Here is an 18,286-nt window from a genome sequence, read left to right on the forward strand (position 1 = left end):
TACATAAGGCGTCGAGTTGAACGGAACGGAGCCGACGATGTTCTCCCTGCGCAAGAAGACTTCACTGCCGACCGCGGCCGAAGCGCTGCCCGGGCGCGCCGCGGCGATCCCCACCGCCGAAACCCATTTCGTCAACGGCCATCGCCTCGCTGGCCCTTATCCGGAAGGCCTGCGCCAGGCCGTGTTCGGGCTCGGCTGCTTCTGGGGCGCGGAACGGAAGTTCTGGCAGATGGGTGACGGCGTCTGGGTGACGGCCGTCGGCTATGCCGGCGGCGAGACCCCGAACCCGACCTATGAGGAGGTCTGCAGCGGCATGACCGGCCACACCGAGGTCGTGCTCGTCGTCTACGATCCGGCCAAGATCTCCTATGAGGATCTGCTCAAGGCCTTCTGGGAGAATCACGACCCGACCCAGGGCATGCGCCAGGGCAATGACATCGGCACGCAGTACCGTTCGGCGATCTATGTCTTCGACGACGCGCAGCGTGCGGCGGCGGAACGCTCCCGCGACGAATACGTGAAGGCGCTGGCGGCGAATGGCTACGGGCCGATCACCACCGAGATCCGCGAGGCGCCGCCCTTCTATTTCGCAGAGGACTACCACCAGCAATATCTCGCCAAGAATCCGGCCGGCTATTGCGGCCTGGGCGGAACGGGCGTCGCCTGCCAGATCGGCCTTGGCGTCCACGCCTGAGGCGAAAGGATCGGAGTTCCGGGGAAGGGCGCTGTCAGCGGCGCCCTTTTTTGTCAGTTCTCTATATGTTCTTGCGCTGGGCTCGAAGCTCCGCTAGCGTTTCGCTGGGGAACGGGGTGGGCTGAGATGGTGACGCGGGTCGCGACGGTGGCGTTCGAGGGCATCGAGGCGCGGGCCGTCGACGTGCAGGTGCAGGTTTCCTCCGGCAGCGTCGCCTTCGTCCTCGTCGGCCTGCCCGACAAGGCCGTCGCCGAAAGCCGGGAGCGCGTCAGGGCGGCTCTCATCGCCTCGGGACTGGCCCTGCCGGCCAAGCGCATCACCGTCAACCTCGCGCCGGCCGATCTGCCGAAGGAAGGCAGCCATTACGACCTGCCGATCGCGCTCGCCGTGATGGCGGCCATCGGCGCGCTCCCGCCGGATGCCCTGGCCGGCTACACCGTGCTCGGCGAGCTCGCTCTCGACGGCTCGATCGCGGCCGTCGCCGGCGTGCTGCCCGCCGCGATCGCGGCCTATGATCGCGGGCAGGGGCTGATCTGCCCGGCTTCGACCGGCCCGGAGGCGGCCTGGGCGGCGGCCGATATCGACATCCTGGCGCCGCGCTCGCTGATCCAGCTCGCCAATCATTTCAAGGGCACGCAGGTGATGGCGCGGCCCGAGCCGGCCGTGGCGCGCCAGAGCGGGGCCTTGCCCGATCTCGCCGACATCAAGGGCCAGGAGAGCGCGAAGCGCGTGCTCGAGATCGCGGCGGCCGGCGGCCATAATCTCGTGATGAACGGGCCGCCCGGCGCCGGCAAGTCGATGTTGGCGAGCCGCCTGCCTTCGATCCTGCCGCCGCTGACGCCACGCGAGCTTCTGGAGGTCTCGATGGTGCTCTCCGTCGGCGGCCATCTCGCCGGGGGTGCCCTGACCGATCGGCGCCCTTTCCGCGCGCCGCATCACTCGGCCTCGATGGCTGCGCTCGTCGGCGGCGGCCTGCAGGCGAAGCCCGGCGAGATCTCGCTGGCCCATCACGGCGTGCTTTTTCTCGACGAATTGCCCGAGTTCCAGCCGCAGGTGCTCGATGCGCTGCGTCAGCCGATGGAGACCGGCGACGTGCTGATCTCGCGGGCGAACCATCGTGCCGTCTACCCTGCGCGCTTCCAGCTCGTCGCGGCGATGAATCCCTGCCGCTGCGGCAAGGCGACGGAGCCGGGCTATGCCTGCCGGCGCCAGCCGAACGAGCGCTGCATGGCGCAGTACCAGGCCCGGATTTCCGGCCCGCTGCTCGACCGGATCGACATCGCGATCGACGTGCCGGCGGTCACTGCCGCCGACCTCATCCTGCCGGCCGCCAGCGAGGGCTCCGCCGAGGTGGCGGCGCGCGTCGCGGCGGCGAGGGCGCTCCAGGGCGCCCGCTTCGAGGCGCTCGGGCTTGGCCACGTCACCACCAATGCCGCCTGCCCGGGACCGGTGCTGGAGGAGATCGCCCGTCCCGACAATGCCGGCCTTGCCCTGCTGAGGGATGCGGCCGAGGCGCTGCGGCTCACCGCCCGTGCCTATCACCGCGTGCTGAAGGTCGCGCGCACGCTCGCCGATCTGGACGGCGAGGCGAAGGTCGGCCGGCTGCATCTCGCCGAGGCGCTGTCCTATCGCACGCGCGGCGGGGAGCTGGCGCAGGCGGCGTAGCGACGGCATCGTCCGCGCGGTTTTCGGGAAAGGCCGACGCTTCTGGGCTCCCCTCAGGGTTAAGCCTTGCTTGAAGTCCGCGGGCAAAATCGCGCTTTCCTCAAGCGGCTTTTTTCAGGGCGGCGGCCTTAGACGGGGAGCATGGCTCTCTCGTCCTGGACATGGTTCGTCATCGCTGCCGCCGTCATCGTCGCCCTGCTGGGAACGGGCGGCGTCCTCGCGCTGAGGCAGCTGGCGCGCACACGCCGCCAGCTTGCATCGCTCACCCATGAGGTCGAGACGCTGAACGACCAGCTCTGGACGCTGGCCGATAGCGAGCAGCGCTATCGCAGCCTGGTCGAGGCTCAGGGCGATTTCATCGTCCAGCGCGACGGGGCCCGCATCATCTACGCGAATACCGCCTATGCCGCGCTGTTCGGTGCCGAGGAGAACGATCTCGTCGGCAGCGAGGCGCAATTGCCGCAGCTCGCCTCGCGGGCGCTGCGGACGCTCGACGGCGGAGCCCGCAGTTTCGACGAATGCCTCGCGACCTATGTCGGGGAGCGCTGGATCGCCTGGATCGAGACGGCGGTTCCAGGCCCAGGCGGCCGTACCCTGATCCAACGCGTCGGCCGCGACATCTCCGCCCGTATCGCCGATGAAGACGCGCTGGTCGAGGCGCGCGCCCGGGCCGAGGCCGCCAATGAGGCGAAGTCGCGCTTCCTCGCCACGGTGAGCCACGAATTCCGCACGCCACTGAACGGCATCCTCGGCATGTCCGATCTGCTGGCCGACACCGGCCTCGATGGCGAGCAGTCGACCTATGTCCAGGCCCTGCGCATCTCCGGCGAGGCGCTGCTCGCCCTCGTCGACGACATCCTCGACTTCGCCAAGGTGGAAGCTGGCCGGCTGGAGCTCGTCGAGGAACCCTTCGATGTCGTCCAGCTGGTCGAGACGGTCTCCGAGCTGATGGCTCCCCGGGCCCAGGCCAAGGGAATCGAGCTTGCGGCCTATATCGCGCCGGAACTGCCGGCGCAGCTCGTCGGCGATCGCGACCGCCTGCGGCAGATCCTGCTCAATCTGGTCGGCAACGCCGTCAAGTTCACCGATGCCGGCGGCGTCGGCCTGAGCGTGCGGCGGGTGGGGAGAATGGTCGAGATCCTGGTCTCCGATACCGGGCCCGGCATTCCGGCCGACAGGCTCGAGGTCATTTTCGGGGAGTTCGAGCAACTGGACCATGGCCCCGGAATCCGCCATGCCGGTACCGGCCTCGGCCTCGCCATCGTGCGGCGGCTGGTCGGGCTGATGGAGGGCGAGGTCCGGGCGGAGAGCCGCCTCGGCGAGGGCGCGAGCTTCCGCGTGATCCTGCCGCTGGCCGCGGCGCCGGGCGCCGAGACGGTGCCGATCCCGCATTGGCCGGAGCAGCATGTCCTGCTCGCTTCGCCTGCGCCCTTCGCGGCGCGCTTCCTGTGGGAGTCGATCCGGGCCACGGGCGCGGCGGTCTCCGTCGCGGCCTCCGTGGAGGCGGCACGGGCGACCCTTGCCGGCGAACGCCCGGTGACCGCGGTGCTGATCGACCATGCGCTCGGCGACGGCGCGGCGAAGGAGCTGGCGGAAACGGTGCGGGAGGCGGGCATCCGCGATTGCCTGATCCTGCTGTCGTCGCTGGCACGGCGCCAGTTCGGCTCGCCGCAGGCCGCGGGATTCTCGGGCTTCCTCATCAAGCCCGTCCGCGCCCGCTCGCTCTATGAGCGGCTGGGTACGCGCTTTCCCCAAACCTTGCCGGCTACAGGCAAGAGCCACGCCGCCAGATCGCCGGTGCGCAAGCCCCTCAACATCCTCGTCGCGGAGGATAACGAGATCAATGCGCTGCTGCTGACGCGGACGCTGGAGCGTCTCGGCTCCTCGGTCATCTGGGTCCGCGACGGGCGCGAGGCCCTGCAGCGGATCGAGGCCAGCCTCGCCGGCGCGGCAGCGCCGCTCGATCTCGCGCTTCTCGATATCCGCATGCCGGTGATGACCGGGCTGGACTGCGCCCGTGCCGTGCGGACGCTGGAAGCGGAGCGTGGCCGCATCCGGCGCTTGCCGCTGCTGGCCGTCACGGCCAATGTTTCGGCGGCGGATCGCGAGGCCGCGCTCGCCGCGGGAATGGATGATTGTCTCGCCAAACCGCTCGAGCGCGCGGCGCTGTTGCGCTGGCTCGATCACCTCGGCAAGGAGGCCTCGCGGACATTGTCGGCTTGACGGGCGTCACCGCTTCGACGCAGTTTTGTCGCGAAGTTGTAAGATGCGCGGAGCAAGCCTTCCCGGATGCCGGAAGCGGCTTAGAGGGTGAGACAGGCGATGGCATTGCACGTTTCTGAGCGATCGAACGCGCTGCCGGCCCGGTTTTCCGCCGGCAATCCCCTGCTTTCGCGCCTCGCTCCGATGATGCTCATCACGGGCGGGGCGATGCGCCGTTACGGATTGGAAGCCGGCGAATCAGCGCCGCTTTCGGGGAGCCTGGGTCGGCTCGGCTCGCTCGAAGTCCGGCTGGCGCGCGGCCCCCGCGAGATCTGGCGCGCGCAGCGGCTGCGCTACCGCGTGTTCTATCAGGAAATGTCGGCGAAGCCCGACGTGGTCGCCCGCATGTTCCGCCGCGATGCCGACCGCTTCGACAAGGCCTGCGATCATCTGCTCGTCATCGATCACGCGGCGAAGGGCCGTTTCGGCGGCATCAAGCCGAAGGTCGTCGGCACCTACCGCCTGATGCGGCAGAGCGCGGCGAATCGGCTGGGCGGCTTCTATACGCAAAGCGAGTTCGATCTCGCGCCCCTGCTGGCACGCCATCCCGGCCAGCGCTTCCTCGAGCTCGGCCGCTCCTGCGTGCTGCAGCCTTACCGCAACAAACGCACCGTCGAGCTGCTCTGGTCCGGTATCTGGGCCTATCTGGAGCATCACCGCATCGACGCCATGTTCGGCTGCGCCTCCTTCGACGGCACCGACCCTGACGCGCTCGCCTTGCCGCTGAGCTTCCTGCACCACCATGCCCGCTCGCAGGGCGAATGGAGTGCTGAGGCGCATCCCGAGCATCTCGTCGGCATGGACCGGCTGCCCGCGGAGATGGTCGACTACAAGCTCGCGCTGAAGCAGATGCCGCCGCTGATCAAAGGTTATCTCAGGCTCGGCGCCCGCTTCGGCTCCGGCGCGGTCATCGACCGCCAGTTCGGAACGACCGATGTGCTCGTCGTGCTGCCCGTCTCGGCGATCGACAGGCGCTATGCCCAGTATTACGGCGGCGAGAACTCGCGCTACGCCGCCTGACGGCCGTTCATTCGCCGGCTGCGGCCAGCGCCTTCAGCGCTTCGCGATAGGTCCGATAGCGGAAGGCGTAGCCGAGTTCCCGCTTCACCAGCGCATTCGAGACCCGCTTGTTCTCGCCGTAGAAGCTCGCGGCCATCGGCGAGAGCTTCGCTTCGGCGAAAGGGATTTCGGGCGGTGGCTTCAGCCCCGTCAGCCCCGCGGCGAAGCTGACGACATCTTGCGGCGGAGCCGGCTCATCATCGGTCGCGTTGTAGATCGCGCCGTTGCGCGGCTGCGCGAGCGACGCCATCAGGATGCCGGTTATGTCGTCGACATGGATGCGGTTGAAGACCTGGTCCGGCTTGACGAGCCGCGTCGCCTTGCCCTCGCGCAATTTGGCGATGGGGTTGCGGCCGGGACCGTAGATGCCGGAAAGGCGGAAGATCTGCACGGCCTTGCCGCTGTCGCGCCCCAGCGCCAGCCAGTCCTCTTCGATCGCGACGCGCAGCCTGTTGCGGGCGCTGCCCGGATTCACCGGCTGGCTTTCGTCGATCCAGGCGCCGCCCTGGTCGCCATAGACGCCGATGGTCGAGAGATAGCCGATCCAGCGCAGCGCCGGCGCGGTGGCGAGTTCGGTGCGCAGCCGTTGCAGCACGGGGTCGCCGTCCTCGCCCGGCTGGACCGAGACGAGCACGGCTTCGGCCTCCGCCACGGCCTTGGCGAGCGGGGACGAGACTGCGAAGCCGCCGAAGACCAGCGTGCGGATGCCTTCGCGGCTGAGCTCCGCGGCCCGCTCGGCCGAGCGGGAGGTGCCGGTCACTTCCCAGCCGCGAGCGAGCGCGGCGCGCGCGAAGAAGCCGGCCGAATAGCCGAGGCCGAGGATCAGCAGTTTCATGCGGCATCTTCCGTCTGCGGGAGCAGGGCGGCCCATTCGGCCTGCACCTGATGGTCGGTTTCCGTGCGCAGGCTCGTCGGCGCCAAGAGGGCAGCCTGCGCCGGATCGAGGCGGCCGAGCGCCCAGACCGCCATCGCACGCACCAGCGGGGAGGGCGCGTCGAGATGCACAAGGGCACTGGCGGCCAGCTCCGGCCGGCCGCTATTGCCGATTGCGATCAGCACGTTGCGCAGGAAGCGGTCGCGCCCGGTCCGCTTCACCGGCGTGCCGGCGAAGAGCGTGCGGAAGGCCGCATCGTCGAGGCCGGCGAGCTCGGCCAGGGACAGCCCGTCGAGCTCGTCCTTCAGGGCGAGGCGGGTTTCCTGCGCGCTTTCGGCGAACTTGTTCCAGGGGCAGACAGCGAGACAGTCGTCGCAGCCGAAGATGCGGTTGCCGATGCCGCTGCGCAGCTCTGCATCGATATGGCCGGGATGCTCGATGGTGAGATAGGCGATGCAGCGGCGCGCATCGAGCTGGTAAGGAGCCGGGAAGGCCGCGGTCGGGCAGATGTCGAGGCAGCGCCGGCAGGAGCCGCAATGGTCGCGCTCGGGCTCGTCGGTCGGCAATTCGGCTGTGGTGTAGATCGCGCCGAGCAGGAGCCAGGAGCCGTGCTCGCGCGAGACGAGCACGGTGTGCTTGCCCTGCCAGCCGAGCCCGGCAGCCTGCGCCAGCGGCTTCTCCATGACCGGGGCGGTATCGACGAACACCTTGACGTCGCCGCCGCCGCGCGCCGCGAGCAGCCCGGCCACGCTCTTGAGCTTGCCCTTGATGACGTCGTGATAGTCGCGCCGCCGGGCATAGAGCGAGATCGCGCCCTTGTCGGGGTGGGCGAGCATGGCGAGCGGGTCGCCCTCGCCGGCATAGTTCATCCCGAGTATGATGACGGAACGGACCTCGCTCCACAGCGCCCGCGGATCGGCGCGCTGGGCGGTGCGCTCGTCCATCCACGCCATGTCGCCGTGATAGCCGGCCTCGAGCCAGGCCTTGAGCCGGCCCGGCGCGAGCGGAATCGCATCGGCCGCCGCGACGCGCATCGCGGCGAAGCCCTCGGTGCGGGCACGCGCGGCAATGGCGCGCTTCAGCGCCTCGCCGCTCAGAAGTCCAGATTGTCGTAATGGGCGCTCGGAGCCATGCCCGGCACCCGGTCGCTCAGCAGCGGCCGGAAGCTCGGCCGCGATTTGATTCGGGCGTACCATGCGCGCGCCGTCTCGTCCTCTTCCCAGGGCACGTCACCGAGATAGTCGACGCAGGAAAGATGCGCCGCCGCGGCGAGGTCCGCATAGCTCAGCCCGGCGCCCGCCAGCCAGTTCCGCTTGGCGAGCAGCCAGGAGATATAGCGCAGATGATAGCGCACATTGGAACGCGCCGCGCGGATCGCGCCCATCTCCGGCGGACCCCCGCCTTCGTCGCGGCTCATGAAGCGCTTCATCACCTTCTCCAGGACCAGAGGTCCGGTGATCTCCTCATGGAACTTCAGGTTGAACCAGTCGAGCAGCCGGCGCACCTCGACGCGCTCGCCCGGCCCCTCGGGCAGGAGCCGGCGGTCGCCGAGAGCGAGCCCGCGCGTCTCGTCGAGATATTCGGCGATCGGCCCGGCGCCGGGCACGGCCAGGCCGTTCTGCTCCTGGAAGACGGGCGTGGTTCCCGCCGTGTTGAGCTCGAGAAATTCCCGCCGCCTCTCCCAGACACGCTCCTCGACCAGCTCGGCCTCCATGCCGAACTCACCGAGCACGAGACGGATGAAGCGCGAATGCGGGCATAGCGGGTAATGATACAGCGTCGCCATGGCACTCATGAAGCCTTGAAGCGGGTCAAATGCGGCCGGAGCGGGGCAAGAGGCCAGAAAAATCCCCGCTATGCGTCCAGCGCCCGCTCTTATCACGCCCGAAAAGCGCCACAAGCGCGGGGGAAGCGGACGCGGACGATTTGCCTGGGTTCATTGGCGAAGTGGTAACCAATTTGCAAAGAGCCGGGCGTAAGCCGGTAACGCATCGACCGAAGCCAGCCGGCGCGGATCCAAGTCGCACGAGGACGTTCTCCCATGCAGAATCTCATCGAAGCCTTCGTCCTCGGCATCGTCGAGGGCCTCACTGAGTTCCTGCCGGTCTCCTCGACGGGCCATCTCCTGCTGCTGGGCCACTTCCTCGGCTTCGAATCGAACGGCAAGACCTTCGAGGTCCTGATCCAGCTCGGCGCGATCCTGGCGATCCTGCTGGTCTATTTCCGCCGCCTGCTCGACATCGCGCTGCGCCTCCCGAGCGATCCTGCCGCCCGGCGCTTCGTCATCGGCGTGCTGGTCGCCTTCCTGCCCGCGGCCATCATCGGCGCGCTCCTGCACGGCTTCATCAAGGGCGTGCTGTTCAATCCCCTGATCGTCTGCTGCGCGCTGATCGCCGGCGGGCTCGTCCTGCTCGTGGTCGACGAGCTGGAGCTCCAGGAGAAATACACCGACGCGACCGCCTTCACGCTGCCGATGTATCTCAAGATCGGCTTCTTCCAGTGCCTCGCCATGATCCCCGGCGTCTCCCGCTCCGGCGCCACGATCGTCGGAGCGATGCTGCTCGGCGCCAGCAAGCGGGCGGCGGCCGAGTTCTCCTTCTTCCTCGCCATGCCGACCATGGCGGGCGCCTTCGCCTACGATCTCCTGAAGAGCTACAAGGACCTGACCTTCAACGACAGCATGCTGATCGTCATCGGCTTCGTCGCCGCTTTCTTCTCGGCGCTGATCGTGGTGCGCTCCTTCCTCGACTTCGTCTCGAAGCGCGGCTTCGCGGTCTTCGCCTGGTGGCGGATCATCGTCGGCTTGGTCGGGCTTGCCGGGCTCTGGATCGTCGGCTGATCGCACCCACTTTTCGGTCGGGACGGCTTCAGATTTCGGATGGGATCCATGAGGTGATCCCATCTGAAATCATCCCGCCCTAGCCGGCCCGCGACGGATCCCCCAGCGGGGTGGCGACGGGCGCGGAGGTCGACGGGGCGGTGGCCGGGGCCGAGGTGAGCGAGGCGGTCTGCCGCTCGATCATGCGGTGGACGACAGGCGGGTTCGGCCCGCTGTGCAAGGCGCGCACGCGCTCTCCGATTTCGGCGTCGGCCTGCGTCACCCGCTGGTTCTGCCGGACATATTCGACCCAGGTCGGGCTGTCGTAGCGCTCGAACCAGAGCGTCGGATCGGTCAGGTCGCGCAGCAGCGTCCAGTGGCGCGCGCCGTCGCGCCGGCGGATGCGGCGGCGCTCCGCCATCACGTTCAGGAAGGCGACGACGTCCTCCGGCCTGATGATGTATTCGACGGTGACGATCACCGGCCCGCTGCGTGGCTCGATATCGACCGCGACCTTGGGCTCGCGCCAGCGGCTGAGCGGATCGAGATTGAGCTCCTCCAGCGGCGGCAGCCTGTAGAGCAGGCCCAGGCCCGCTCCGATCAGCAGGGCGATGGCCGAAAGCTGCAGGCCTCGGTCCGTTCCGAACAGCAGCGCCGTGCGCCCCCAGGCCCAGCTGCCCATCGCCATGCCGCCGAAGGTGGCCATCTGGTAGATCGCCAGCGCCCGGCCCACGACCCAGCGCGGCGCCGAGAGCTGGACCGTGGCGTTGAAGGTCGAGAGCGCCAGCACCCAGCAGGCGCCGCAGACGAAGAGGCCGGGGATCGTCATCCAGATCGTCCGGCTGAAGGCCACCAGCAGGATACCGACCGCATAGGCGATGAAGGTCGAGCGGACCAAGGCTTCCGTGCTCATCACCCGGCGCAGGCGGGCGCTCATGAAGGCGCCGGCGACGGCGCCGGCCCCGAAGCCGCCGAGCAGGATGCCATAGGTTAGCGGCCCGCCGCGGATCAGGTCGCGCGCCACCAGCGGCAGCAGGGCAAGGCCGACGATCGCGCCGAAGCCGAAGGCGAAGGCGCGCAGGATCACCGCGCGGATGTTCGGCGACATCGCGACATAGCGCACGCCCGCGCCCATCGCGATGAACAGCGTTTCGCGCGGCAACACCCGCTCGACCTTGGGCGGTTGCCAGCGGGCGAGCACGGTGATCAGGCCGATATAGGAGAAGGCGTTGATCACGAAGGCGGCGACCGCGCCGGCCGCGGCGACGATGGCGCCGCCGATGGCGGGGCCGACGCTGCGCGCGATGTTGAAGGCGACGCTGTTCAGCGTCACCGCCGCCGGCACGTCGCGGCGCGGCACCATGTCCCCGACCGAGGATTGCCAGGCGGGGTTGTTGAGGGCCGTACCGCAGCCGATCAGGAAGGTGAAGCTCAGGAGCAGCCAGGGCGTGATAAGCCCGAGCCAGGCGCAGGCCGCGAGCCCGACAGAGACGGCCAGCATGAAGAACTGCGCGGTCAGCATGATCCGGCGTCGGTCGTAATTGTCGGAGATCGCCCCGGCCGCGAGCGAGAACAGCATCACCGGCAGCGTCGTCGAAGCCTGGACCAGCGCCACCATTTCCGCCGAGGGCGAGATCGAGGCCATCATCCAGGAAGCGCCGACCGCCTGGACGAGGCCGCCGAAATTGGAGGCGAGGCTGGCGAACCAGACGGCCCGGAAGATCGGTTGCCGCAGCGGGACGAAAGGCGAGGTGTCCGAACGCGCTATGCCCTCCGAAGCGAGTTCGGCTTCCGCCACATCGGCTGTCGGTTGGGCATGCAAATCATCAGGCATGGAATAGGGTTAGCATGAGGGCGCGCGGAGGAAACCGTTTTCGATTTCGAAAACGGCGAAACTGGGAAAGTTTTTGCGCAGGCCCGCGGGCGCCCTCTCAGGCCGTTGCCGGCAGCCGCGCCTGGCGCGGCGGACGGGGCTTGCGGGCGCGCCACGCCCGCGCCGCCACGACGGCGAGCCCGGCCAGTGCCACCCAATGCGCCGGCCTGATCGAGGCATAGTCCCAATAGGTCAGGATGTCGGCGTTGGCCTGGAAGACGAGCCAGGGCGAGACGCCGCTGGTGAGCGCATACCAGCCGGTTTCGAGCAGCGCCGTGGCGAGCCCGGCCAGCAAGGCGAGGCCGGCGAGGGCGGGCAGCGAAACCGGCAGCTTCCAGCGATAGAGACCGCGATAGAACAGCAGCAGGATGAACAGCCCGCTCATCAGCGCGGGCTCGGTCACGTCGATCTTGGACTGCAGCGCGAAATGCAGCAGCGCCAGCCCCGCGATCGGATAGACGAGGTTGTGCAGCCTCTGCCAGTTCTTGCCGAGCCGGCGGATCATCCCGTCCGTCGAGGTCGCGCCGAGCGCGCAAAGGCCCAGCAGCGCGACGAAGCCGATCGTCAGATAGAAGCGCTTGACGATCTCGGAGACGATCAGCCCCCAGTCGAAGGCCATGTCGATGCAATGGAGGCCGAGATGGCCGAGCGCATACGCCATCACCGAGAGCCCGAGCATGCGCCGGACCCCGATCAGCTTGCCCCAGTCCAGGAGCCGCCGGAGCGGCGAGATCGCGAGCGACAGCACAAGCAGCCTGACCGCCCAGATGCCCGTGCGGTGGATCGCCTCCGTCCAGGGCTTCGAGCCGAGCTGGCCCATCCAGGCGGCGTAGATGATCAGCGCGGCCGGCAGCAGGGTCAGCGCGAAAGCGGCGGCCCGCAGGCCCGAAAACCGGCCCTGCCGGTCGAGCCAGGGCAGCCACTCCCTCAGCCCGGCCTTCTTGCCGTTCGCAGCGTTCTTGCCGCTTGCAGGCTTTCTGTCGGCCCGACCTGTCCGCGCGGTCGTCCGCCCGGCGTCGCCATGGATGGCGACGCCCTGGACGGCTTCGGCCTCTGCGCGCAGCGGAGCTGTCACGACCGCTCTCCATCATGCGGGTTCACGCCCCCGACATAGCTGAAGCTTGGGGACATTGTCCCACACCTCTGCACACAAGGGCGTGAAGGCGCGCTGTCGAGCTCGGCCGGGCTGCTTCGCCTCTGCGTCAGGCCGCGTTCTTGATCGCCGGCGCGAGCTTGAGCCCCGAAGCATCCGCTCCGCGCGCCTCGCGGACCAGCCGCGTTCCGGCCTTCGTCGCCAGGAAATCGGCGAGCGCGGCATCCTCCTGCCGCACGAAGCCCTTGACGGGCAGCTTGCCGGCGAGGAAGAGCTCGATCATGGCGACGCAGCCGGCGGCGGTGGTGAGCTGGATGGCGCCGAGCTCGTCATTGCCGTCATAGCGCAGCACCACGCTCTCCTCTTCCAGCCGGCCGGCGCGCTCGCCGACGCCGGTGACGAAGATCACCACCACATCCTTGCGGGTGAAAGGGGCGGAGTGGCTGAGGATGCGCCGCATCGTCTCGCGGTCATCGGCGAGATCGAGATCGCGCAGCAGGAGCTTCATGATCTCGGCATGGCCGGGATAGCGCAGCGTCTTGTAGCTCATGTTGCGGACCTTGCCGGCCAGCGTCTCGGTCAGCGTTCCCAGCCCGCCGGAGGTGTTGAAGGCCTCATAGGCGACGCCGTCGATCATCACGCCTTCGATACCCTCGAGCGCCGGCACCAGCGTCGACTGGCCGTCGAAGACGATCTCGCAAGGGTTGCAGTATTCGTTAATCAGCCCGTCGACCGACCAGGTGACGTTGTAGCGCAGTGCGTTGGTCGGGTAGAGCGGTAGCGCGCCGACACGCATCTTGATGGTGCGCACGCTGTCGAAGCGCGCCGCCATGTCGGCGCCGAGGATGCAGATGAAGCCGGGCGCCAGACCGCATTGCGGCACGAGCGCGACATCGGCGCTCCGGCCGAGTTCCTTGACATAGGCAGTGGTGGCGACGTCCTCGGTCAGGTCGAAATAATGCGTCTTCGTCTCGGCCGCGACCTTGGCGATGCCCTTGTTCAGGAAATAGGGGCAGGCGCTGACGACGATGTCGCGGTCGCGCAGGAAGGTGCTGAGCGCTCCGAGATCGGCCGCATCGACCACCGCCGTGCCGAAGCGCTTGCCGGCGGCATGGGCGAGCTGGGCTTTCGAGGCATCGGCCAGTGTGACCTCATGTCCCTGCTCGGCCAGCATGCCGGCGATGATGGCGCCGATCTGGCCCGCGCCGAGTACGGCGATGCGCTGTTTCTGGAAGGTCATGACGATCCCCTGACATGGCCGGCCCCCAGCGGACCGTTCCCTGACGCCATGCTGGAGCGAAGGGCTGCGTCGTTTAACGGGCGGATCGTCGATATGACGGCTTATGATGGGTCATATCGAAGGATTATGATTGAAATCGAAGGGAAATGATCGCGCCGGTGGAAGCCGCCTCAGCGCTCGAACTTCCGCGCGAGAATCACCGAGGATGTCGTACGGCGCACGCCCTCCATCTCGGCGATCCAGTCGATCACCGCGTCGAGATCGCTCGCAGTTTCGCATTCGACCTTCACGGAGAGGTCGAAATGGCCGCTCAGCGTGTGGCACTGCACGATTTCCGGCCGCTTCTTCAGCGCTGCGACGACGCCGCCCTGCCGCTTGACCTCGAGTTCGATCATGACGAGCGCCGCGATCGTCGTGGCAGGCCGGGCGGCCTTGCCGAGGATGGTCGTGTAGCCGGCGATGACCCCGTCGCGCTCCAGCCGGGCGAGCCGCCCCTGGGCGGTCGCACGCGAGACGCCGAGCATCCTGGCGATGTCCGAGAGGGGCAGGCGCGCATTCTCCGAGAGGATGCGGATCAGGTCTCGGTCTTTCGCCGCGTCGGATGGTCTTGCCATGCTGTCTCCGGTGCTTCGCAGGGCCGGCACCATGGCGGCAAAGGCCCGGCCCCGGCAAGCCGGGGAGGGCGGTTGTCATCATGCCGTCGAAAGACGTGCTGCAAGCGAGCGGAATGGAACCGCGCAGTCCGTGAAACGTTGTTGGGGGCGCCGGAAAAGGGCTTGCATCGCCGCAAGAATAGGAGTGCGATGCCGCTCGCGGCAGAGAAGCCTCGCTATGGAGACCGTCATGTTCAGGACTTTCGTTCTCGCATCCGCGTCAGCCCTTGCTTTGATGTCCTTCGCTGCGTCGCCGGCCTCGGCTCTGACGATGAAGGAATGCAGCGTCAAATATCAGGACGCCAAGAAGGCCAATACCCTGAAGGGCCAGAAGTGGAACGACTTCCGCAAGGCCCAGTGCGGCGATGACGACGCCGCCGATGACGAGGCCGCTGCGGCCATGCCGGCGGAGCCGGCAGCGCCCGCGACGGCCGCTGCCGCGACGACGGCCAAGCCGGTCGGCAAGGCCAAGCCCGCCGTGTTCCCGAAGGCGGTGTCGCAGAAATATTCGAGCGAGACGGCCGGAAAGGCCCGCCTCAAGACCTGCGTCGATCAGTACAACGCCAACAAGGCGGCGAACGCCAATGGCGATCTGAAATGGATCGAGAAGGGCGGCGGCTACTGGAGCCAGTGCAACACCAAGCTCAAGAGCTGATCCGGTCCCTGCCGGAATTCGAACGCCGCGCCGGCAGGCGCGGCGTTCGTCGTTTCAAAGCATCTGCGAAGGCCGCGAGGCGGGATCCGACGGCTGCGTCGGTGCCGGGTTGCCGAGAGGCGCCCAACGCTAAAGCAGCACGGCGAGAGGACCCCGGATTCGGCATGGGAATGGCGAGCCCGGCCGGATGGAGCCGGCCGGGCGGAGGCTCCCGCCTCAGTCGACGACCCGAACGGCGCCCTTCGCGGCACTCGTCGTCGTCGCGGCATAGGCCTTGAGCGCGGTCGAGACCTTGCGCTTGCGCGGCGCTGCCGGCTTCCAGGCATCCTTGCCCCTGGCTTCCATCGCGGCGCGGCGTCGTGCGAGCTCCTCATCGGAAACCTGCAGCGTGATGCTGCGGTTGGGGATGTCGATCGCGATGATGTCGCCGCTCTCGACCAAGCCGATCGCGCCGCCCTCGGCCGCTTCCGGCGAGACATGGCCGATCGAGAGGCCGGACGAGCCGCCCGAGAAGCGTCCGTCGGTGACCAGCGCGCAGGCTTTGCCCAGCCCCTTCGACTTCAGATAGCTCGTCGGATAGAGCATTTCCTGCATGCCGGGGCCGCCGCGCGGCCCCTCATAGCGGATCAGCACGATATCGCCCGGATTGACCTTGCGATTGAGGATGCCCTCGACCGCAGCATCCTGGCTCTCGAAGATCACGGCCGGACCGGAGAACTTCAGGATCGAGGCATCGACGCCCGCCGTCTTCACGATGCAGCCGTCGAGCGCGATATTGCCGAACAGCACGGCGAGGCCGCCATCCTTGGAATAGGCATGCTCGGCGCTGCGGATGACGCCGGCCTTGCGGTCGGTGTCCAACTCCTCGAAGCGACGCTCCTGGCTGAAGGCGGTCTGGGTCGGCACGCCGCCGGGCGCCGCGCTGTAGAACGAGCGCACCGCCTCGCTCGTCGTCTGCGTGATGTCCCAGCGCGCCAGCGCTTCGGCCATGGTGGTGGCATGGACGGTCGGCAGCGAGGTGTCGATCAGCCCGGCGCGTTCGAGCTCGCCGAGGATCGCCATGATGCCGCCGGCGCGGTGGACATCTTCCATATGGACGTTGGCGACGGCGGGTGCGACCTTGCACAGCACCGGCACGCGCCGCGACAGCCGGTCGATATCGGCCATGGTGAAGTCGATCTCGGCCTCATGCGCTGCCGCCAGCAGGTGCAGCACCGTGTTGGTCGAGCCGCCCATGGCGATGTCGAGCGTCATCGCGTTCTCGAAGGCCTTGAACGAGCCGACATTGCGCGGCAGCACGCTCTCGTCGTCCTGGTCGTAATAGCGCCGGGCGAGGTCGACGATCAGATGCCCCGCCTCGACGAAGAGGCGCTTGCGGTCGGCATGGGTGGCGAGCGTCGAGCCGTTGCCCGGCAGGGCGAGGCCGAGCGCCTCGGTCAGGCAGTTCATCGAATTCGCCGTGAACATGCCCGAGCAGGAGCCGCAGGTCGGGCAGGCCGAGCGCTCGATCACGTCGACCTGCTCGTCCGTATATTTGTCGTCGGCGGCCGCGATCATCGCGTCGACGAGGTCGACCTTCTTCAGCACGCCCTCGGCGATGAATTTGCCGGCTTCCATCGGACCGCCCGAGACGAATACGGTCGGGATGTTCAGCCGCATCGCCGCCATCAGCATGCCCGGCGTGATCTTGTCGCAATTGGAGATGCAGACCATCGCGTCGGCGCAATGGGCGTTGACCATGTACTCGACGCTGTCGGCGATCAGCTCGCGCGAGGGCAGGCTGTAGAGCATACCGTCATGGCCCATGGCGATGCCGTCATCGACCGCGATGGTGTTGAACTCCTTGGCGACGCCGCCGGCCTTCTCGATCTCGCGCGCGACGAGCTGGCCGAGATCCTGGAGATGGACATGGCCAGGCACGAACTGGGTAAAGGAGTTCACCACCGCGACGATCGGCTTGCCGAAATCGCCGTCCTTCATGCCTGTGGCGCGCCACAGGCCGCGGGCGCCGGCCATGTTGCGGCCATGGGTGGAGGTTGCGGATCTCAGCCTGGGCATCTCATGCGTCTCCGGTCTCGGGCTCCTGATGTCCCGTTGCGCGGCAAGCTATCGTCGCCGCGCCCTGAGACAAAATTGAATTCTTCGATTTCCATGATCGGCGCCACGCATGGCAGCCAGCCGCGTCTGCCCATGGGACAGACGCTTGCCGAATTGGCATAACGGCTCTCGCTGGATCGTTAAGAGGTGAGGGGCATTCGGCCATGCTGCGCAATATCGACGTCGATCTGCTGCGCAGTTTCGTCACCATCGCGGAGCTGCGCAGCTTCACCCGCGCCGCGGCGGCGCTCTTCCGCAGCCAGTCGACCGTCAGCACCCAGATCCGCCGTCTCGAGGAGCTGGCCGGGCAGACCTTGCTGCAGCGCTCGCCGCATGAGGTTCTCCTCACGCGCGCGGGCGAACAATTCCTTGGCTATGCCCGCCGCATCGTCGCGCTCCATGACGAGGCGCTCGACGTCATCAATGCGCAGAGCGTCAGCGGCCGGGTCAGGCTCGCGGTGATGGATGATTACGCAACGATCGTGCTGCCCGAGACATTGGCGCGCTTTGCCCGCTCCCATCCCGATGTCGAGCTCGAGGTGACGACGGGCTTCACCCGCGATCTTCTCAACAGTCTCGGCGAGGAGTTCGATCTCGTGCTCGCCACGCAGAAGGCGGGCGATGGCCGCGGCGAGGTGCTGCGGCGCGAGCCGACGCACTGGGCTTGCTCGGATAGAACGGCTTTTGTTCCGGAAGAACCCTTGCAGCTCGCCTTGCTGAAGGCGCCGAACATGTTCCGCGAATGGGCGCTGGACGCCTTGAACGAGGCGGGGCTGCGCTGGCGCATCCTGTTCTCCAGCTCCAGTATCGGCGCTGTCGAGGCGGTCGCGGCCTCCGGCGCGGCGCTGACCGTGGTCAAGGCCGGTACCGCGCGCGCGGATCTGCAGCTGCTCGGGATCGAGCATGGCTTGCCACCGCTGCCGGCTTCGGAGATCGCGCTGCATCTGGCGCCGGGCCGACCGGGAGCTGCCGTCGCGGCGATGAGCGCCTTCCTGGCCGACGCCTTGAACGACGAAATGGCCGTTCAGGGGCAGGAGGCGCATGGCGCGGGCTGAAGGCCCGCGGGGGCTTCGCCCGGCCCCGGGGAAGGACAGCGGGAAAAATTCCGGCGGAACGGCATCGGCCAGGGGCTGTGAACAGCGGATTCCTAGCTAAGTAATTGATTTCAAATCAAAAGCACTTTCCCTCGAAAAACTTTCAAAATGGCCGTTGACATGTCTCGGGGGTCCCGCCTATAAACCGCCCATCGAGACGGCGCCGCCGCTGAGCGGCGCCTCTTCTGCGCTTCCTAAGGACGCTGGGG

Annotated in this window: 15 protein-coding genes; 7 read left to right on the top strand and 8 right to left on the bottom strand. The window is 67.9% G+C overall.

The window, feature by feature from the left end; translation table 11 throughout:
* Window positions 1-37 precede the first annotated feature (37 nt).
* The 4 genes from msrA to olsB all read left to right on the top strand — a co-directional run bounded on the left by msrA (window position 38) and on the right by olsB (window position 5,641).
* Window positions 38-694 carry a peptide-methionine (S)-S-oxide reductase MsrA gene (gene msrA, locus GGC47_RS14010; RefSeq protein WP_112763795.1) on the top strand — a complete coding sequence of 219 codons (657 nt, stop codon included), beginning with the start codon at window positions 38-40 and terminating at the stop codon, window positions 692-694.
* A gap of 126 nt (window positions 695-820) precedes the next feature.
* The gene (locus GGC47_RS14015; protein WP_038366872.1) at window positions 821-2,359 is read left to right on the top strand and encodes a YifB family Mg chelatase-like AAA ATPase; all 1,539 of its coding nucleotides are present in this window, start codon (window positions 821-823) and stop codon (window positions 2,357-2,359) included.
* Between the two features lie 141 nt (window positions 2,360-2,500).
* Entirely contained in the window at window positions 2,501-4,582 is a 2,082-nt protein-coding gene (locus tag GGC47_RS14020; protein ID WP_142022198.1) for an ATP-binding protein, read from the top strand.
* Window positions 4,583-4,681: 99 nt separating this feature from the next.
* The gene (gene olsB / locus GGC47_RS14025; protein ID WP_051988394.1) at window positions 4,682-5,641 is read left to right on the top strand and encodes a l-ornithine N(alpha)-acyltransferase; all 960 of its coding nucleotides are present in this window, start codon (window positions 4,682-4,684) and stop codon (window positions 5,639-5,641) included.
* Between the two features lie 7 nt (window positions 5,642-5,648).
* On the opposite strand, the gene GGC47_RS14030 is transcribed toward olsB, so the two are convergent.
* The 3 genes from GGC47_RS14030 to GGC47_RS14040 are packed head-to-tail and all read right to left on the bottom strand — an operon-like array spanning window position 5,649 to window position 8,340.
* Window positions 5,649-6,515, bottom strand: coding sequence for an SDR family oxidoreductase (locus GGC47_RS14030; RefSeq protein ID WP_142022197.1), 867 nt, complete (start codon window positions 6,513-6,515; stop codon window positions 5,649-5,651).
* Window positions 6,512-7,750, bottom strand: a complete 1,239-nt coding sequence (gene queG, locus GGC47_RS14035) for a tRNA epoxyqueuosine(34) reductase QueG (protein WP_142022196.1) — start codon at window positions 7,748-7,750, stop codon at window positions 6,512-6,514. The genes GGC47_RS14030 and queG overlap by 4 nt, the downstream gene beginning before the upstream one ends.
* On the bottom strand, window positions 7,648-8,340 hold the full coding sequence (locus GGC47_RS14040) for a glutathione S-transferase family protein (RefSeq protein WP_429068420.1): 693 nt from the start codon (window positions 8,338-8,340) through the stop codon (window positions 7,648-7,650). Before GGC47_RS14040 ends, queG begins: the two co-directional genes overlap by 103 nt.
* A 255-nt stretch (window positions 8,341-8,595) precedes the next feature.
* Here GGC47_RS14040 and GGC47_RS14045 point away from each other — a divergent pair, with 255 nt between their 5' ends.
* Window positions 8,596-9,393, top strand: coding sequence for an undecaprenyl-diphosphate phosphatase (locus GGC47_RS14045; RefSeq protein ID WP_038366876.1), 798 nt, complete (start codon window positions 8,596-8,598; stop codon window positions 9,391-9,393).
* A 79-nt stretch (window positions 9,394-9,472) separates the two neighbouring features.
* Here GGC47_RS14045 and GGC47_RS14050 read toward each other — a convergent pair whose 3' ends face one another.
* The 4 genes from GGC47_RS14050 to GGC47_RS14065 form a co-directional block, all read right to left on the bottom strand.
* Window positions 9,473-11,170 (bottom strand): MFS transporter, encoded by a 1,698-nt coding sequence (locus GGC47_RS14050; protein WP_429068421.1) that lies wholly within the window; start codon window positions 11,168-11,170, stop codon window positions 9,473-9,475.
* Between the two features lie 133 nt (window positions 11,171-11,303).
* Window positions 11,304-12,320, bottom strand: coding sequence for a protein-methionine-sulfoxide reductase heme-binding subunit MsrQ (locus tag GGC47_RS14055; RefSeq protein ID WP_210245672.1), 1,017 nt, complete (start codon window positions 12,318-12,320; stop codon window positions 11,304-11,306).
* Between the two features lie 127 nt (window positions 12,321-12,447).
* A complete protein-coding gene (locus GGC47_RS14060) occupies window positions 12,448-13,578 on the bottom strand; it encodes a saccharopine dehydrogenase family protein (RefSeq protein WP_429068422.1) in 1,131 nt (376 codons plus the stop codon).
* A 170-nt stretch (window positions 13,579-13,748) separates the two neighbouring features.
* Window positions 13,749-14,192, bottom strand: coding sequence for an Lrp/AsnC family transcriptional regulator (locus tag GGC47_RS14065; RefSeq protein ID WP_038366877.1), 444 nt, complete (start codon window positions 14,190-14,192; stop codon window positions 13,749-13,751).
* Between the two features lie 229 nt (window positions 14,193-14,421).
* Between GGC47_RS14065 and GGC47_RS14070 the strand changes: the two genes are divergently transcribed.
* Window positions 14,422-14,886, top strand: a complete 465-nt coding sequence (locus GGC47_RS14070) for a hypothetical protein (RefSeq protein WP_112763909.1) — start codon at window positions 14,422-14,424, stop codon at window positions 14,884-14,886.
* A 216-nt stretch (window positions 14,887-15,102) separates the two neighbouring features.
* Here GGC47_RS14070 and ilvD read toward each other — a convergent pair whose 3' ends face one another.
* Window positions 15,103-16,944 carry a dihydroxy-acid dehydratase gene (ilvD, locus tag GGC47_RS14075; RefSeq protein ID WP_142022192.1) on the bottom strand — a complete coding sequence of 614 codons (1,842 nt, stop codon included), beginning with the start codon at window positions 16,942-16,944 and terminating at the stop codon, window positions 15,103-15,105.
* 203 nt (window positions 16,945-17,147) lie between these two features.
* On the opposite strand from ilvD, the gene GGC47_RS14080 reads away from it, so the two are divergent.
* On the top strand, window positions 17,148-18,038 hold the full coding sequence (locus GGC47_RS14080) for a LysR substrate-binding domain-containing protein (RefSeq protein WP_133566013.1): 891 nt from the start codon (window positions 17,148-17,150) through the stop codon (window positions 18,036-18,038).
* Window positions 18,039-18,286 lie beyond the last annotated feature (248 nt).

The sequence above is a fragment of the Allobosea sp. OAE752 genome, from assembly GCF_050433265.1.
Lineage (GTDB): Bacteria > Pseudomonadota > Alphaproteobacteria > Rhizobiales > Beijerinckiaceae > Allobosea > Allobosea spartocytisi.

What these genes read in the sequence shown, in the direction of transcription:
- olsB (WP_051988394.1), top strand. Translation starts at nt 4,682, where the DNA reads ATGGCATTGCACGTTTCTGAGCGATCGAACGCGCTGCCGGCCCGGTTT.
- GGC47_RS14040 (WP_429068420.1), bottom strand. Translation starts at nt 8,340, where the DNA reads ATGGCGACGCTGTATCATTACCCGCTATGCCCGCATTCGCGCTTCATC.
- GGC47_RS14065 (WP_038366877.1), bottom strand. Translation starts at nt 14,192, where the DNA reads ATGGCAAGACCATCCGACGCGGCGAAAGACCGAGACCTGATCCGCATC.
- GGC47_RS14020 (WP_142022198.1), top strand. Translation starts at nt 2,501, where the DNA reads ATGGCTCTCTCGTCCTGGACATGGTTCGTCATCGCTGCCGCCGTCATC.
- GGC47_RS14045 (WP_038366876.1), top strand. Translation starts at nt 8,596, where the DNA reads ATGCAGAATCTCATCGAAGCCTTCGTCCTCGGCATCGTCGAGGGCCTC.
- queG (WP_142022196.1), bottom strand. Translation starts at nt 7,750, where the DNA reads ATGGTACGCCCGAATCAAATCGCGGCCGAGCTTCCGGCCGCTGCTGAG.
- GGC47_RS14080 (WP_133566013.1), top strand. Translation starts at nt 17,148, where the DNA reads ATGCTGCGCAATATCGACGTCGATCTGCTGCGCAGTTTCGTCACCATC.
- GGC47_RS14060 (WP_429068422.1), bottom strand. Translation starts at nt 13,578, where the DNA reads ATGACCTTCCAGAAACAGCGCATCGCCGTACTCGGCGCGGGCCAGATC.
- msrA (WP_112763795.1), top strand. Translation starts at nt 38, where the DNA reads ATGTTCTCCCTGCGCAAGAAGACTTCACTGCCGACCGCGGCCGAAGCG.
- GGC47_RS14015 (WP_038366872.1), top strand. Translation starts at nt 821, where the DNA reads ATGGTGACGCGGGTCGCGACGGTGGCGTTCGAGGGCATCGAGGCGCGG.
- GGC47_RS14070 (WP_112763909.1), top strand. Translation starts at nt 14,422, where the DNA reads ATGTTCAGGACTTTCGTTCTCGCATCCGCGTCAGCCCTTGCTTTGATG.
- ilvD (WP_142022192.1), bottom strand. Translation starts at nt 16,944, where the DNA reads ATGCCCAGGCTGAGATCCGCAACCTCCACCCATGGCCGCAACATGGCC.
- GGC47_RS14030 (WP_142022197.1), bottom strand. Translation starts at nt 6,515, where the DNA reads ATGAAACTGCTGATCCTCGGCCTCGGCTATTCGGCCGGCTTCTTCGCG.